The 14777-nt window shown below is 54.0% G+C and carries 15 protein-coding genes; 12 read left to right on the top strand and 3 right to left on the bottom strand.

Going from position 1 to position 14777, the window contains the following annotated elements; genetic code table 11:
- The first annotated feature begins 5 nt into the window (after positions 1-5).
- Positions 6-860: a co-chaperone YbbN gene (locus WC7_RS19470; RefSeq protein WP_016152110.1), complete on the top strand. Its 855-nt coding sequence runs from the start codon at positions 6-8 to the stop codon at positions 858-860.
- 78 nt (positions 861-938) lie between these two features.
- Here the strand turns inward: WC7_RS19470 and fetB are convergent, their stop codons facing one another.
- Both fetB and fetA read right to left on the bottom strand, forming a co-directional pair.
- The gene (fetB, locus tag WC7_RS19475; protein WP_016152109.1) at positions 939-1718 is read right to left on the bottom strand and encodes an iron efflux ABC transporter permease subunit FetB; all 780 of its coding nucleotides are present in this window, start codon (positions 1716-1718) and stop codon (positions 939-941) included.
- Positions 1705-2382 carry an iron efflux ABC transporter ATP-binding subunit FetA gene (fetA, locus tag WC7_RS19480; protein ID WP_016152108.1) on the bottom strand — a complete coding sequence of 226 codons (678 nt, stop codon included), beginning with the start codon at positions 2380-2382 and terminating at the stop codon, positions 1705-1707. Before fetA ends, fetB begins: the two co-directional genes overlap by 14 nt.
- Positions 2383-2516: 134 nt before the next feature.
- On the opposite strand from fetA, the gene WC7_RS19485 reads away from it, so the two are divergent.
- From WC7_RS19485 to WC7_RS19500, 4 genes are read left to right on the top strand one after another with little or no spacing between them, the layout of a single operon-like run.
- A complete protein-coding gene (locus WC7_RS19485) occupies positions 2517-3434 on the top strand; it encodes an SPFH domain-containing protein (RefSeq protein ID WP_016152106.1) in 918 nt (305 codons plus the stop codon).
- On the top strand, positions 3431-3889 hold the full coding sequence (locus WC7_RS19490; RefSeq protein WP_016152105.1) for an NfeD family protein: 459 nt from the start codon (positions 3431-3433) through the stop codon (positions 3887-3889). The genes WC7_RS19485 and WC7_RS19490 overlap by 4 nt, the downstream gene beginning before the upstream one ends.
- Positions 3890-3908: 19 nt before the next feature.
- The gene (locus WC7_RS19495; RefSeq protein ID WP_016152104.1) at positions 3909-6053 is read left to right on the top strand and encodes a PA5441 family protein; all 2145 of its coding nucleotides are present in this window, start codon (positions 3909-3911) and stop codon (positions 6051-6053) included.
- Positions 6023-6739, top strand: coding sequence for a DUF3142 domain-containing protein (locus WC7_RS19500; RefSeq protein ID WP_016152103.1), 717 nt, complete (start codon positions 6023-6025; stop codon positions 6737-6739). The genes WC7_RS19495 and WC7_RS19500 overlap by 31 nt, the downstream gene beginning before the upstream one ends.
- Here the strand turns inward: WC7_RS19500 and cueR are convergent.
- On the bottom strand, positions 6736-7146 hold the full coding sequence (gene cueR / locus WC7_RS19505; protein WP_029139441.1) for a Cu(I)-responsive transcriptional regulator: 411 nt from the start codon (positions 7144-7146) through the stop codon (positions 6736-6738). The genes WC7_RS19500 and cueR overlap by 4 nt on opposite strands.
- A gap of 290 nt (positions 7147-7436) precedes the next feature.
- Here cueR and WC7_RS19510 point away from each other — a divergent pair, with 290 nt between their 5' ends.
- The 7 genes from WC7_RS19510 to WC7_RS19540 are packed head-to-tail and all read left to right on the top strand — an operon-like array spanning position 7437 to position 14705.
- Complete coding sequence (locus WC7_RS19510; protein WP_016152101.1) at positions 7437-9581, top strand: TonB-dependent receptor plug domain-containing protein; 2145 nt, start codon at positions 7437-7439, stop codon at positions 9579-9581.
- 2 nt (positions 9582-9583) lie between these two features.
- Positions 9584-10408: a heme/hemin ABC transporter substrate-binding protein gene (locus WC7_RS19515; RefSeq protein ID WP_016152100.1), complete on the top strand. Its 825-nt coding sequence runs from the start codon at positions 9584-9586 to the stop codon at positions 10406-10408.
- A gap of 18 nt (positions 10409-10426) precedes the next feature.
- Entirely contained in the window at positions 10427-11773 is a 1347-nt protein-coding gene (gene hutW / locus WC7_RS19520; RefSeq protein WP_016152099.1) for a heme anaerobic degradation radical SAM methyltransferase ChuW/HutW, read from the top strand.
- 3 nt (positions 11774-11776) lie between these two features.
- Positions 11777-12271, top strand: a complete 495-nt coding sequence (hutX, locus tag WC7_RS19525; RefSeq protein ID WP_016152098.1) for a heme utilization cystosolic carrier protein HutX — start codon at positions 11777-11779, stop codon at positions 12269-12271.
- Entirely contained in the window at positions 12271-12894 is a 624-nt protein-coding gene (chuY, locus tag WC7_RS19530) for an anaerobilin reductase (protein WP_016152097.1), read from the top strand. The genes hutX and chuY overlap by 1 nt, the downstream gene beginning before the upstream one ends.
- A 51-nt stretch (positions 12895-12945) precedes the next feature.
- The gene (locus tag WC7_RS19535) at positions 12946-13938 is read left to right on the top strand and encodes a FecCD family ABC transporter permease (RefSeq protein ID WP_016152096.1); all 993 of its coding nucleotides are present in this window, start codon (positions 12946-12948) and stop codon (positions 13936-13938) included.
- Positions 13935-14705, top strand: coding sequence for a heme ABC transporter ATP-binding protein (locus WC7_RS19540; RefSeq protein WP_016152095.1), 771 nt, complete (start codon positions 13935-13937; stop codon positions 14703-14705). The genes WC7_RS19535 and WC7_RS19540 overlap by 4 nt, the downstream gene beginning before the upstream one ends.
- Positions 14706-14777 lie beyond the last annotated feature (72 nt).

Genomic DNA, 14777 nt, shown 5'->3' with positions numbered 1-14777 from the left:
ACTCCATGTCCACACAGAATATTGTTAACATTAACGAATCGAACCTCCAGCAGACCCTTGAACAGTCGATGACCACGCCGGTCCTGTTCTATTTTTGGTCTGAGCGCAGCCAGCATTGTCTGCAATTAACGCCGGTACTGGAGAGCCTTGTTGCTCAGTACAACGGTCAGTTTATTCTCGCCAAGTTAGACTGCGACGCCGAGCAGATGATCGCCTCCCAGTTTGGTCTGCGCGCGATCCCCACGGTTTATCTGTTCCAGAACGGTCAGCCGGTAGATGGATTCCAGGGCCCGCAGCCGGAAGAAGTTATTCGCGCGCTGCTGGAGAAAGTGTTGCCGAGCGAAGAAGAGTTGAAAGCGCGCCAGGCGATCGAGTTCATCGAAGCTGGCAATCACGCTGATGCGCTGCCGCTGCTGAAAGAAGCCTGGCAGATCTCCAACCAGAGCAGCGAAATTGGCCTGCTGCTGGCGGAAACGCAAATCGCCCTGAACCGTTCTGACGAAGCCGAAGCGGTGCTGAAAACTATCCCATTGCAGGATCAGGACACCCGTTATCAGGGGCTGGTGGCACAGATTGAACTGCTGAAGCAGGCGGCTGATACGCCTGAAATCCAACAGTTGCAGCAGCAGGTCGCCAGCAATCCACAGGATGCGGCGCTGGCAACTCAACTGGCCATTCAGTTACACCAGGTCGGACGTAACGAGGAATCGCTGGAATTGCTGTTCAGTCACCTGAAGAAAGATCTCACTGCAGCCGACGGTCAGGCACGTAAAACCTTCCAGGAGATCCTTGCCGCACTGGGCACCGGCGATGCGCTGGCCTCGAAATACCGCCGCCAGCTGTACGCGCTGTTGTACTAATCCGCTGCATTTGCCTGATGGCGCTTGTGCTAATCGGGCCTACAATCTCCCCGTAGGCCCGCGCCATCCGGTACTCCATTAGTTTTTTTTCAAATGCGTCACCACCAGTTGGTGACGTGAATTATAGAACTTCCGATAGGTCAGGTAGCAGGCGATAATGGTTGACAGACTGGCGGTCGAAAGCAGCATAAACGTCACCATAATCTGATACTTAATCGCTTTTACCGGATCAATACCTGCAAAGATCAACCCGGACATCATCCCCGGTAAACTCACCAGTCCCACGGTCTTCGCTGAATCGATCGTCGGGATCAGCGAAGCGCGAATACTGTCGCGAATCAACGGTGCGGAGGCCACTTTCGGCGTCGCACCGAGGCTGAGTTTTTCCTGAATTTGCTGCTGTTCGCTGCTAAACCGCTGCCCCAGATTGTTGTAACACAGCCCTACCGCAACCATCGCATTGCCTGCAATCATGCCGGAAATTGGGATCACCTGCATTGGGGTAAACTCGATAGAGCCTGACAGAACCAGCACCGCCAGCGTTAACCCCGCCCCCGCCGTGATGGCGATAAATGACGAGAGAAAAGCTTTATCAATATATTTACTGCGCTTTTGCGCGTTATAGGCCGCGTTGAAACAGATAAATAGCACCATCAATAAGGTCAGAATGCTGTGGTTAACGCCGAAAATATATTTCAGCACATAGCCAACGATAATAAGCTGAACCACCGCCCGGCAAACGCTCCAGAGAATATCTTTTTCCAGCGCCAGTTTTTCTTTGTTGCTGATCAGTATCGCGACCACCACCAGCATCATCGCTAACGCCAGTGATTCATTGGTAATATTATGCTCGTTCATTGCTTACTTCCTGCATTTCCCCGGCGTGCGGTTGAAGGGTTATGACATTATCCGCATGATTAATTTCATCTTTGTCGTGCGTCACCCACAGCACAGCAATATTCTTATCGCGAACATAGTGGTGAATTAATTCGTTCACATTCCGTTTATTGGCTTCATCCAGCGCGCTGGTAATTTCATCAAGCAGCAGGATTTTTGGCAGAAACTGTAAATTACGAATTAATGAGACGCGTTGCTTTTCGCCGCCAGACAGCTCATTGATATTTTTTTTAAGGATCGATTCGGGTAGCTCAAAACGGGCCAGATCGGCAAGAAACACATCCGGATCCGGACGTTTATCGCGGATTTGCCAGGGGAAAATGAGGTTGTCGTAAACGGTGTCACCAAACAACGCGGGCGTTTGCGCACAATAAGAGACCTGCTGGCGATATGTTTCAGGCTTAAGAGTGTTTATCTCCTTGCCCTCAAAGAGAATTTCACCGGCAGTCGGGCTAATTAATGACGCCACTATCTTGAGTAACGTACTTTTACCGCAACCAGACTGGCCGGTAATCAGCTTAAATTCTCCGGCCCGGAGATTAAAACAGATGTTATTGAGAACCTGCGTCGCCCCTGCCTGCCATGCGACATTTTTTAACTGAAGCAGAATGCTGCTTTCTTCCATTACCAATCCCTTTTTTACCTCTTTCGTGCAGACAGTCTATCCCTGTAATTTATTATAGGGGAGCCCACCCTGATAAATCGGGTATAATTTGACTAATGAGGCAGTAAAGGACAACACAACAGGAGGTTTCATCAATGCTCATTTTTATTCCTATTCTCATTTTTGTCGCGCTGGTCATCGTCGGTGCTGGCGTCAAAATCGTCCCGCAGGGATATCAGTGGACGGTCGAGCGTTTTGGCCGTTACACCAAAACCCTGCAACCGGGTTTAAACCTTGTTGTACCGTTCATGGACCGCATCGGTCGTAAGATCAACATGATGGAACAGGTGCTTGATATCCCCTCTCAGGAAGTCATCTCCAAAGACAACGCCAACGTCGCGATCGATGCCGTCTGCTTTATTCAGGTGATCGACGCGCCAAAAGCGGCTTATGAGGTCAGCAACCTGGAACTGGCGATCATCAACCTGACCATGACCAATATTCGTACCGTTCTCGGCTCGATGGAACTCGATGAAATGCTCTCCCAGCGCGACAACATCAACACGCGCCTGCTGCATATCGTTGATGAGGCCACGAATCCCTGGGGCATTAAAATCACCCGTATTGAAATCCGCGATGTGCGTCCCCCAGCAGAACTTATCGACGCCATGAACGCGCAGATGAAAGCCGAACGAACCAAGCGCGCCTATATTCTTGAAGCGGAAGGGATCCGTCAGGCAGAAATCGTCAAGGCCGAAGGTGAGAAGCAGTCGAAAATCCTCAAAGCGGAAGGTGAACGCCAGTCGGCATTTTTACAGGCTGAAGCGCGTGAACGTTCCGCAGAAGCCGAGGCTCGCGCGACGCAGATGGTTTCGGAGGCCATTGCCGCCGGGGATATTCAGGCCGTGAACTACTTCGTGGCGCAGAAATACACCGAAGCGCTGCAGCACATCGGTTCGTCGAATAATAGCAAAGTGGTGATGATGCCGCTGGATGCCAGCAGCCTGATGGGATCCATTGCCGGGATCGCCGAACTGGTGAAAGACAGCGCCAGCGAACGGAAAAAATCATGATAGCGATGATTCTGGTGCACCCACACATCTTCTGGCTCAGCCTCGGCGGTCTGCTACTCGCCGCCGAGATGCTGGGCGGTAACGGCTATCTGCTGTGGAGCGGCGTGGCGGCGGTGATTACCGGCCTGGTGGTGTGGCTTATCCCGCTTGACTGGGCGTGGCAGGGGGCGATGTTCGCCGTACTCACCCTGCTGGCGGCCTGGCTGTGGTGGAAGTGGCTGGCAAGGCGCGTACAAGATCAGAAACCCGCCGACAGCCATCTTAACCAGCGCGGGCAACAGTTGGTTGGCCGTCGATTTATTCTGGAAACTGCCCTGGTCAATGGCCGCGGACATATGCGCGTCGGCGACAGCTCATGGCCCGTCAGCGCCCGCGACGATTTGAGCGCCGGAACGCAGGTTGAAGTTATTGCCGTTGAGGGAATTACCCTGATTATTACAGCGGTATCACACTAAAAAGACAGGAAATAAGACTATGGTCAGGAAGACACCCCTTGCCTTTGCCCTTTGCTCATTATTGGTCGCCGCCCCGCAGGTATTCGCCTCTTTCGATATGGAAGACTGCAAATGGAGCGACGACAGCTGCCTGCTGAAAGGCACGCCCACCTTCAATCCGGAAAACGACAGCCGTGATAACCTGCTGCGGCTGCTGAGCCAGGAGAAATCATTTGCTCTGCCGGTGCAGTCGATGCCGGCGGACATCACCCGCTCCCGCGATTTCTATTTTGCGTATCATCCGCAGTGGGATGACATTGCCCCGCAGCCAGCCGCAGCGCAGGTATCTGCCGAAGACAGCCCCTTGTCCCGACTGATAGCCGAACTGAACATTAGCGCAGACGAAATAAACGTCAACGACGCTGAGCTTGAGAACCGTCATGTTTCGAACAATACCGCGAGCGTCAGCGCGTTTTTTGCCGCACTGCTGGCCGACTCAACGTTAACGGCAAATCAGCGTCAAGCCCTGGCCCAGGCGCGTACAGGACTGTTATCCGGGGCAACCCGCGAGCAGATTGAGTCATCGCTTGCCACTCTCCCGGCAGATTCTCCAGCTCAGTCCTACAAAAGCTATCTGGCAGCGGCCGCCAGTTTTTATGCCGGTGATTATGCCAGCGCCGAACAGGATTTCGCTCAGCTAGCCAAAAGCGATCGTCCGTGGCTGGCTGAGACCGCGCAATACATGCTGATACGTGCGGCGTTGAACAAAAGCAGCCAGAACAGCGTGGGCGAGTACGGCGATTTTGATATCACAAAAATTAACCGCGAGGACGCTTCTCAGGCTCAGACGCTGGCGCAAGCCTATCTGCAACACTACCCGCAAGGCCTGTACGCCGCTTCCTCGCACGGTATGCTGCGTCGTATCAACTGGTATTTACAGGCGTGGCCGCAATTGGCGGGGTTGTATGAGCAGACGCTTCAGCAATCGGCTGACGCACAGCAACTGCGTGAGATCGTCATCGAATACGATAATGTCTACGGCATGGCGTTCTACGAACAGTCCGTGGTGGAGGCTTTCCCCGATGCGCCGCTTGTCAGCTATATCGAACTGCTGCGCGCATTGCGCCTGGATAACAACAATAAACCAACGCTGACGCAGGCCCAGCTTGACGCCAGCAAACCGGTGTTTGAGCAGAGCCAAAAACTGCCGCTATGGCGCGATCTGCAGCTGAATCTGTGGCTGGCAACGGGCAACTACGCGGCGATTATTTCGGCAGTTACTCCGGCGCAGAAACTTCCGGCCCACGATACGCTGGCCTTCAGCGAACAGGTGCTGTACGGCGAAGCGCTGATGGGCCAGAAGAAATGGACCACGGCACGTGATTTCTGGCAGACATTGCTGAAGCTCAGCCAGGACAACGAACAGCAGCAGTATGTGCAGGCTAAGCTAGCCGCGACGCTGGTTTATAGCGGCGACGTGGCGGCAATTTTCGCCCCAGAAAGCGCAGTAACCAACCTGCGCTTTCGCTCGCAGGTGCTGAAAACCCAGGCAACGCCTGAACTACTGCGCCAGCAAGCCGTCCACGGTCCTAATAACGAAGAGCGTACCATCGCCCTGCATACGCTGCTGGTGCGGGATCTCACTGAGCATCGCTTTGACGACTGGCTGAATGACAGAAAACTGGCCAGCGCCATTACGCCGCCGGTCATTGGCGAAGCGTTTGATGACGTTAATCTGAGTATTTTCGACTGGAACGGCGACTCTGCCGAGAGCGGTTATACCTGTCGCAGCCTCAATGAAACGGTAACGGTTCTGAGCAAACAAGCGCATGATGCCCACGCCCTGAACTGCTTAGGCGAATTTTTCCGCACTACGCAAACCCACGTTGATTTATGGAAAAACAGTTCCGGCAACGATGTGCTTGAATCAGCAATCTCGCGCAAGAAACCGTTCGGCCAGTTCGACAGGCAAAGCTACTACCAGCAGGTGATCACATCGCCAAAAGCAGAGGTTGAAGATAAGAGCTTTGCGCTGTATCGCGCCATCATGTGCTATGCGCCGTCAGGCTCTAACGAGTGCGGCGGTGAGGAAGTAGATAAACTACAGCGTAAAGGCTGGTTCACCCAACTGAAAACGCAGTATCCGGGAAGTCCGTGGGCGCAAAAACTCAAATACTACTGGTAACTGCGCTGCTACTCGGCCAGGCGCAGGCGGCGGAAATCGTCGCCGCCCGTGAACATCCGGCCTTCTGGCTATGGTCCGGAGTGAAGCCCAGTGACGAGCTGAAAAACGCACAAACAGTCTATCTGCATCAGGGCGAAGTCCTGGTTCGTTCAGGTAACGTGGTGTTCCAGCGTCTCGGACTGCCGGTTAATCGCCTGACTTTCCCCTCTATCTGGTTGACCGTGCGCTTTACCACACTCGACGTACCGGAGGAGATCCCGGCGCGCATCATACGCTTGATGCAACGCTGGCAAGCGGCCGGGAATCACGTCATCGGCCTGCAGGTTGATTTTGACGCGGCGACCCATCAGCTTGCCGATTACGCCCACTTTCTGCAGCAGTTACGCCAACGGCTACCGACCGAGTTTGCACTTGGCGTAACCGGACTACTGGATTGGGCAAAAACGGGCGACGTCGCCACGCTGAACGCGCTGGCGGTCGATGAACTGGTGGTCCAGAGCTATCAGGGACGTCACACGGTACCGAATTATCAGGCGTATCTGCCCGCCCTCAGTCGTCTGCGCATTCCATTTAAGCTGGGGCTGGTACAAAACGGTAGCCGGGACCCGCAGGCTGAAGCGCAACTTGAGAAATCACCGTGGTACCGCGGCACGGTGGTGTTTATGCTTAATCCGCCACTTCGTTAAGCCTTCGCTTTATGGTGGCAGCAGCCGGAGAGATTATCAATAATCGGGCATTCGGCGCTGTCATCGCCAGGGCAACTCTCCGCCAGCGCCAACAAATGCAAGCGCATAGCCTGCAGCTCGCTGATATGGCGCTCAATGTCCGCCACCTTTTCTAACGTACGCTTTTTCACATCTGCGCTGTGACGCGCCGGATCGTTAAACAGGTTCACCAACTCGCCGCACTCTTCCAGGTTAAAACCAACCTGTCGTGCCTGTCGTAACAGCGTAAGCTCATTCAGATGCTGTTGGTTGTATGTGCGATAGCCATTTTCGCTACGCAGCGGCGGCGTCACTAACCCCTTTTCTTCGTAAAAGCGTATCGCTTTGCTGGTTAAACCGGTTTTTTTCGCAACATCGCTAATATTCACATTTCCCCCGCTGATCTTGTTGGTACTGAGCCACATTATAGCCCACATTGCCGTAATCCTTTACCCAAGAACCCCGCGCATTTTCCACCATCACAGCGATACACAAATCCTTTTAATTCACATTGTTATATCCGATTCAGATCACATTTCAGCATTTATTGACCACGCAAAATTGACTCAAATCAAAAGATGTATCGGTTCTGCACCTTTCATCTTGAACAAAGGGAAACAATTTTATATACAAACGCGAATGATAATGATGATCATTTACATTCAATAAAGGTTCTCTTATGTTGCCACGGATTAACCAAAGGCCATTTATTCTTTCAGCCCTGACATTATGCATGTCCGGCGCTACTTTTGCAGCGACCTCTCCAACACACGGTTCAACGTCCGACGAAGATACGGTGATCGTTACGGCTAACCGCACAGAAAGTAGTCTCTGGGATAGCCCGGCAACCATTCAGGTTATCGATCGCCAGACGCTACAAAATTCCACCAGCGTTTCTCTTGCTGATGATTTACAAGATATCCCCGGCGTCGAAGTTACCGATAACGCTCTCGCAGGTCGGAAACAAATTCGTATCCGTGGCGAAGCTTCTTCGCGGGTGCTGATTTTGATAGACGGCCAGGTCGTCAGCTACCAACGTGCGGGACAAAACTACGGAGCCGGTTTACTTATTGACGAATCCGCGCTGGAACGCATTGAAGTGGTCAAAGGCCCTTATTCTGTCCTCTACGGTTCGCAGGCAATTGGCGGCGTCGTGAACTTTATTACCAAAAAAGGCGGCGATAAGCCTCTGGGTGGTAGCGTTAAGGCTGTTTATAACTCCGCAACGGCAGGATGGGAAGAGTCAGCGGCAGCCTGGGGAAGCATCGGTAACTTTGACTACCGTATCAATGGCAGCTATTCCGACCAGGGGGATCGCGATACACCTGACGGAAGATTGCCCGACACCAACTTCCGTAATAACGGCCAGGGAGTGTGGCTTGGTTACAACCTCGATCGCCACAAAATTGGACTCTCACTCGACCGTTATAAGCTATCCACTCAAACCTGGTTTGACGATCCCGAAGGTCAGTTCGACGACTTTAGCGTCAAAATTCCTAAGCTGGAACGCGAGAAAATCGGTCTTTTCTACGACTACGCGGCCGACGGGGATTACCTGAAGAACATCCATTTTGACGCATACACCCAGACAATAGAGCGCAAATTTGAAAACCGGGTCAAAACGACCCAGATTATCCCCAGCCCGATGATTAAAGCGCTGACGGTAAGCAATCAAACCAATACCAACGACAAACAATATACCCAGGGTGTAACGCTGCAGGGCAATATCTCCCTTCCGGCTAACAACACGCTGGTGATTGGCACTCAGTATCAGCATGATAAAATAAAACAGGACACGGACGGCAGTACACGCCAGACCGCGGCTACCGGCTTCTTCGATACGCAAACCCGTACCCTGTCATATAACGAAGCGGAACAAAGCAACACCTCACTGTTCGCGCAAAACGACTGGCGCTTTGCCGATGACTGGACGTGGACCGTGGGCGCACGCCAGTACTGGCTGTCTTCGAAACTCAATCGCAACGATACGCAAACTATCCAAAGCAGCGGCACCACCTGGCAATCCACCGGGGGAAATTCCGTTCACGATGATGAACTGGTTACCTCGACCAGCCTGCGCTATTCCGGCTTTGAAGATCTTGAACTCCGGGCTGCATACGCCCAGGGCTATGTCTTCCCCACGCTTACTCAGTTGTTCATGCAGACATCCGCCGGCGGCAGCGTTACCTACGGCAACCCAAACCTGAAGGCTGAACACTCGAATAACTATGAGTTGGGCGCGCGGTATAAAGGGAATATGTGGCTGATTGACGGCGCCATTTATTACTCTGAAGCCAAAGACTATATCGCCAGTCTGGCCTGTTCAGGCCAACCCGTTTGCAACGGCAACACCACCTCTTCCCGCGGCGGCTATTACTACTACGACAACATCGATCGTGCCAAAACCTGGGGCATGGAATTAACTGCAGAATACAACGGCTGGGCGGTTTCCCCCTACCTGAGCGGTAATCTCATTCGCCGTCAATACGAAGGCAACACCATAAAAACCTGGGATACCGGCGAACCCACGCTGACCGGGCGCGTTGGCCTGAAACATACCTGGTTGATGAATGTCGCTAACGTGACGTCCGATGTCTTTATTCGCGCGGCGTCCCGCGCCAAAGATAATACCGGCACCACGGAAATAAACTACCCAGGCTGGGCCACGCTAAACCTCGCATTCAACACTGAGTTTGGTCCGCAGGACCAGTATCAGGTCAACCTCGCGCTCAACAACCTGACCGACAAGCGTTACAGAACCGCGCATGAATCTATCCCAGACGCTGGTTTCAATGCCGCTGTTGGCTTTGCGTGGAATTTCTGACGATGAAAAAACTCATGATTGGCTTACTGAGCCTCGCCTGTGTTTTCAGCGCCCAGTCCGCTGACCGCCTGGTGGTGGCGGGCGGTTCGCTTAGCGAACTGATTTACGCCATGGGCGTCGGCAACCGGGTGGTTGGCGTCGATGAAACCACCTCGTACCCACCTGAAACTGCCGCACTCCCGCATATCGGCTACTGGAAGCAGTTAAGCAGCGAGGGCATTTTATCGCTGCACCCGGACAGCTTTATCACCTGGCAGGATGCAGGCCCTCAAATCGTTTTGGATCAGCTCCGGGCGCAGAAAGTTAACGTCGTTACATTGCCGCGCGTACCGGCCACCGTCGAGCAGATGTACGCCAACATTCGGGAGCTGGCTCAAACGCTGCGCATTCCGGAACAAGGTGAAGCGCTGGTCAATCGCCTGCATCAACGTCTGGATCGTGTTCAGCACAGCGTGGCGGCGAAAAATGCGCCGGTCAAAGCCATGTTCATTCTCTCCGCTGGCGGCAGCGCGCCGCAGGTCGCCGGCAAGGGCAGCGTTGCCGATGCCATTATGACCCTTGCGGGCGCACAAAATGTCGCCACCCACGCGCAGTATAAAAGTTACAGCGCAGAGTCGCTGATCGCCGCCAACCCGGAGGTGATCGTGGTGACGTCGCAAATGGTGGATGGCGATCTGGCTCGTCTGAGCGCGATTGCCGGTATTACCCACACTGCGGCCTGGAAAAATCAGCGCATTGTGGCGGTAGACCAGGCGCTGATTCTGGGAATGGGGCCTCGCGTCGCCGATGCGGTTGAAGCCCTGCACCAGCAATTCTGGCCTCACTAACTGGATTTATAAAAAAGAATGAAAACTGAACACTCGCTGGATCTCACCGCGCATTTTGCGCTTGAGGGAAGTCAGCCCTTTAAGGATCGCCGCGCCACAATGCCATGGCGCGGGGCGATTCCGATTGCCAAAGAGCTATTGTCACAAACCTGGCAGGATGTTATCAGCCAGCCTACCCCGCCGCGTAAACGGCTGGTGTACTTGCATATCCCTTTTTGTGCAACGCATTGTACTTTCTGCGGTTTTTATCAAAACCGGTTCGAAGAAGATCACTGCGCCCGCTACACCAACGCGCTGTTGCGCGAAATCGAGATGGAAGCCGATAGCGCGTTACATCAGTCAGCCCCAATTCACGCCGTCTATTTTGGCGGCGGTACGCCTTCAGCGCTGTCAGCACGGGATCTGGGCAGAATCATCACCGCGCTGCGTGAAAAGTTACCGCTGGCGCCGGACTGCGAAATTACCATTGAGGGACGAGTGCTCAATTTTGACGATGCGCGAATTGATGCCTGCCTTGACGCTGGTGCCAATCGGTTTTCGATCGGTATTCAATCTTTTAACAGCCGGATCCGCAAGAAAATGGCGCGCACCTCGGACGGCCCAACCGCAATTGCCTTTATGCAGGGGCTGGTAAAACGGGATCGTGCCGCCGTGGTATGCGATCTGTTGTTTGGTCTGCCAGGACAAGATGCAAAACTGTGGGGCGACGATCTGGCGATTGCCCGTGACATCGGCCTCGACGGCGTAGATCTTTATGCGCTGAACCTGATCCCCAATACACCGCTTGGCAAAGCAGTTGAAACCGGGCGCACAACCGTCCCCTCTCCCGCCGAACGTCGCGATCTCTATCTTCAGGGTTGCGATTTCATGGACAGCGCGGGCTGGCGCTGCATCAGCAACAGCCACTGGGCGTGTACCACGCGTGAACGCAATCTGTACAACCTGCTGATTAAACAGGGAGCGGACTGTCTGGCATTCGGCTCAGGCGCCGGGGGATCAGTCAATGGCTATTCCTGGATGGTCGAGCGCAATCTGACGACATGGCATGAATCTATCGCAGCCGGGAAAAAACCGCTAATGATGATGATGCGTACCGCCGAGCGTGGTTTCCAGTGGCGACACACTCTCCAGGCGGGCATTGAAACGGCCCGCGTTCCGCTGGATGAACTGACGCCTCATGCACAAAAACTGACCCCGCTACTGACCCAATGGCATCACGCAGGACTGACGCGAGATGCCAGCACCTGTGTGCGCCTGACCAATGAAGGGCGTTTTTGGGCGAGCAATATTTTGCAGTCTCTTGATGAACTTATTCAGGCACTTAACGCGCCGCGCATTGCGGTAGAACAACCATACCAGGAGTGAATTATGAGCCATGTCTCTTTACAGGATTTTTTGAAAACTGAACCGGACGGTACGCTGGAAGCTATCGCTGCCCAGTACAACACCACGCTGCTGGAGGTGGTGAAAAACCTCCCCTCCCCGACGCTGGTTTCCGGCGATCAATTTGATACCGTCTGGGAAACCGTCAGCGAATGGGGCAAAGTCACCACCCTGGTCCATACTGCTGATGTCATTCTGGAATTCACCGGTGAATTACCTTCCGGATTCCACCGTCATGGCTACTTCAACCTGCGCGGTAAAAAAGGCATGACCGGTCATATCAAGGCAGAAAACTGTACGCATATTGCCCTGATTGAACGCAAATTTATGGGAATGGACACCACGTCCATTCTCTTCTTTAACCAGGCGGGTAGCGCAATGTTCAAAATTTTCCTCGGTCGGGATGAACATCGACAGCTACTGGCCGAACAGGTCAGCGCCTTTCACGCGTTGTCTTCATCTTTAAAGGAACATGCCTGATGGCTCCATGGCTCATTTTTGGTGCGGGTGGTAGCGGCGTCGGTGCGAAAACGCTTGAACTCGCACTGGCGGAACAACGTCCGGTGATTGCCGTCGTTCGCAACGCACAGGTCGCTGCTGGGTTGCAGGAAAAAGGTGTGCAGGTCTTCATCGGCGACGCCTGCGATAGTCAGGTCACCGCCTGTGCCTGTCGCGCAGCGGGTCAACATGCCACGGTGATCTCCTCCATGGGCGGCGCCCAGGATTATCTGGCGCACAGAACCGTCATTGATGAAGCAGAAAAAGCGGAGATCAAGCGCATGATTCTGGTGACCTCACTCGGCTGCGGTGACAGTTGGCCTTTTCTTTCTTCACGCGCAAAGGCCGCATTTGGTCAGGCTGTACGGGAAAAATCGCTGGCTGAAAGCTGGCTACAAACCAGTCGACTGGACTACGCCATTCTCCGCCCCGGCGGTTTGCTGAACGGTGCAGCCACCGGCCAGGCGCAACGAATACAGGCTCAGGAGTGTCACGGCTTTGTGATGCGTGCAGATGTTGCGAAGCATATTCACGAACTGGCCACTGCGCCAGCACTTAATAACCAGATTTACAGTTTGGTTGAGCCGGGACTGAAACCCGCGTAAACCCCTCACGGCGCGGGAACTCCGCGCCGCAAAGACGTTATGGAGCGTTACGTGCTTAAGGACTCGCTTTCTTCCGTCAGCATCCTGACGGGTCTTTCTCTTTTGCTGGTTGCTCTGATGCTCTTCGGTGCCAGCCAGGGGGCGCTGAACATTAGCTTCAGCGCTCTATTCAACGACGAATATCGTGATATCTGGTTAAACATCCGCCTGCCTCGCGTGCTGCTGGCCGTTTTGGTCGGTGCTGCGCTGGCGACGGCAGGGGTCATCATGCAGGGACTTTTTCGCAATCCGATGGCCGATCCTGGCCTGCTTGGCGTCAGCAGCGGCTCCGCGCTGATGGTCGGCATCGCGATAGTTATCCCATTTTCGTTCCCCGTAGTGCTGGTGCTGTATGAGCAGATGATTTTTGCCGTCGCAGGCAGCATGGTGGTCTGCACGATTATTTTCCTGATAAGCCAGCGTCATAACCACGGTGGAATGATGCAACTGCTGTTAGCCGGTATCGCTATCAATGCCCTGTGCGGTTCGGCTATTGGCGTACTGAGCTATGTGGGCGACGAGCAGCAGCTACGTCAACTTACATTGTGGATGATGGGTAATCTCGGCCAGGCCCAGTGGCCAACGCTGTTGGTTGCCAGCACGTTTGTTCTTCCAGCCATTGTTGTAACCATCTGCATGGCGGGAACGCTTAATTTACTGCAGTTGGGTGATGAAGAGGCGCATTACCTCGGCGTAAACGTCAAACGTAAGCGTCAGCAGTTACTGTTGCTCAGTTCGCTCCTGGTTGGCGCTGCGGTTTCCGTCAGCGGCGTAATTGGCTTTATTGGCCTGGTGATCCCGCATCTGATCAGAATGACGACCGGCGCCGATCATCGCTGGTTGATTCCCTGCTCTACGCTGGCCGGTGCCTGTTTACTCCTGATTGCCGACACGTTGGCCCGCACACTTGTTCAGCCAGCCGAAATGCCCGTTGGCCTGTTAACCAGCCTGATCGGGGGACCGTATTTCCTGTGGTTAATACTGCGTAGCCGGAGGGTGTCATGATCGTCGCTGAAAATCTGGTCTACCACATTCAGGGAAGACGACTGACCGACGACGTTTCCCTGACGCTACCTGATGGAGAGATCATCGCGATTCTTGGCCCGAACGGAGCCGGGAAATCGACGCTGCTACGTCAGCTTACGGGATATCTGCAGCCCCACAGTGGGCGTTGTAGCATGTTTGGCAAGCCGCTGGACAAGTGGTCAATCACCGAGCTGGCAAAAACCCGTGCCGTGATGCGCCAGAATAGTCATATGGCCTTCCCGTTTAGCGTTCAGGAGGTCATTCGCATGGGCAGACATCCGTATCGTACGCGCAACACGGGCGATGAAACGGAGTACATCATGGCATTGTGTGATTGCCAGACGCTGGCCGCACGCGATTACCGGCATCTCTCGGGAGGAGAACAACAGCGGGTACAGCTGGCGCGCCTGCTGGTTCAGCTTTGGGAGCCCGAGCCTGGGCCGAAATGGCTGTTTCTTGATGAACCCACCTCCGCGCTGGATATTCACCACCAGCAGCACCTTTTTCGTCTGCTACGTCGTCTGGTGCGTGAACGGCAGTTTAACGTCTGCTGCGTCCTGCACGATCTCAACCTCGCGGCGCGCTATGCCGACCGTGTGGTATTGATGGAACGCGGCAGAATAGTTGATAACGGATATCCGCAGGATGTTCTGAAGCAACGGTCGCTGAACGCGCTGTACGGTGCCGATCTCACGGTCATAAATGAACCGGAGCATCGAACGCCGATTATCGTCCTCAATCAATAACAGACCGGGAACCCCTGACGTGGCGTTCCCGTTTTTCTCCCTTTACACCCTTTTTTCACCTTTTCTAAAAAC

Origin of the sequence: Citrobacter sp. KTE151, assembly GCF_000398845.1 — a bacterium.
GTDB classification, from domain to species: domain Bacteria; phylum Pseudomonadota; class Gammaproteobacteria; order Enterobacterales; family Enterobacteriaceae; genus Citrobacter; species Citrobacter braakii.
The sequence above is the reverse complement of the archived record's forward strand: the minus strand, read 5'-3'. Positions and strand labels throughout refer to the sequence as shown.

Excerpts from the sequence above, each read along its gene's own strand:
- WC7_RS19470 (WP_016152110.1), top strand. The coding sequence starts at position 6 with ATGTCCACACAGAATATTGTTAACATTAACGAATCGAACCTCCAGCAG.
- fetB (WP_016152109.1), bottom strand. The coding sequence starts at position 1,718 with ATGAACGAGCATAATATTACCAATGAATCACTGGCGTTAGCGATGATG.
- fetA (WP_016152108.1), bottom strand. The coding sequence starts at position 2,382 with ATGGAAGAAAGCAGCATTCTGCTTCAGTTAAAAAATGTCGCATGGCAG.
- WC7_RS19485 (WP_016152106.1), top strand. The coding sequence starts at position 2,517 with ATGCTCATTTTTATTCCTATTCTCATTTTTGTCGCGCTGGTCATCGTC.
- WC7_RS19490 (WP_016152105.1), top strand. The coding sequence starts at position 3,431 with ATGATAGCGATGATTCTGGTGCACCCACACATCTTCTGGCTCAGCCTC.
- WC7_RS19495 (WP_016152104.1), top strand. The coding sequence starts at position 3,909 with ATGGTCAGGAAGACACCCCTTGCCTTTGCCCTTTGCTCATTATTGGTC.
- WC7_RS19510 (WP_016152101.1), top strand. The coding sequence starts at position 7,437 with ATGTTGCCACGGATTAACCAAAGGCCATTTATTCTTTCAGCCCTGACA.
- WC7_RS19515 (WP_016152100.1), top strand. The coding sequence starts at position 9,584 with ATGAAAAAACTCATGATTGGCTTACTGAGCCTCGCCTGTGTTTTCAGC.
- hutW (WP_016152099.1), top strand. The coding sequence starts at position 10,427 with ATGAAAACTGAACACTCGCTGGATCTCACCGCGCATTTTGCGCTTGAG.
- hutX (WP_016152098.1), top strand. The coding sequence starts at position 11,777 with ATGAGCCATGTCTCTTTACAGGATTTTTTGAAAACTGAACCGGACGGT.
- chuY (WP_016152097.1), top strand. The coding sequence starts at position 12,271 with ATGGCTCCATGGCTCATTTTTGGTGCGGGTGGTAGCGGCGTCGGTGCG.
- WC7_RS19540 (WP_016152095.1), top strand. The coding sequence starts at position 13,935 with ATGATCGTCGCTGAAAATCTGGTCTACCACATTCAGGGAAGACGACTG.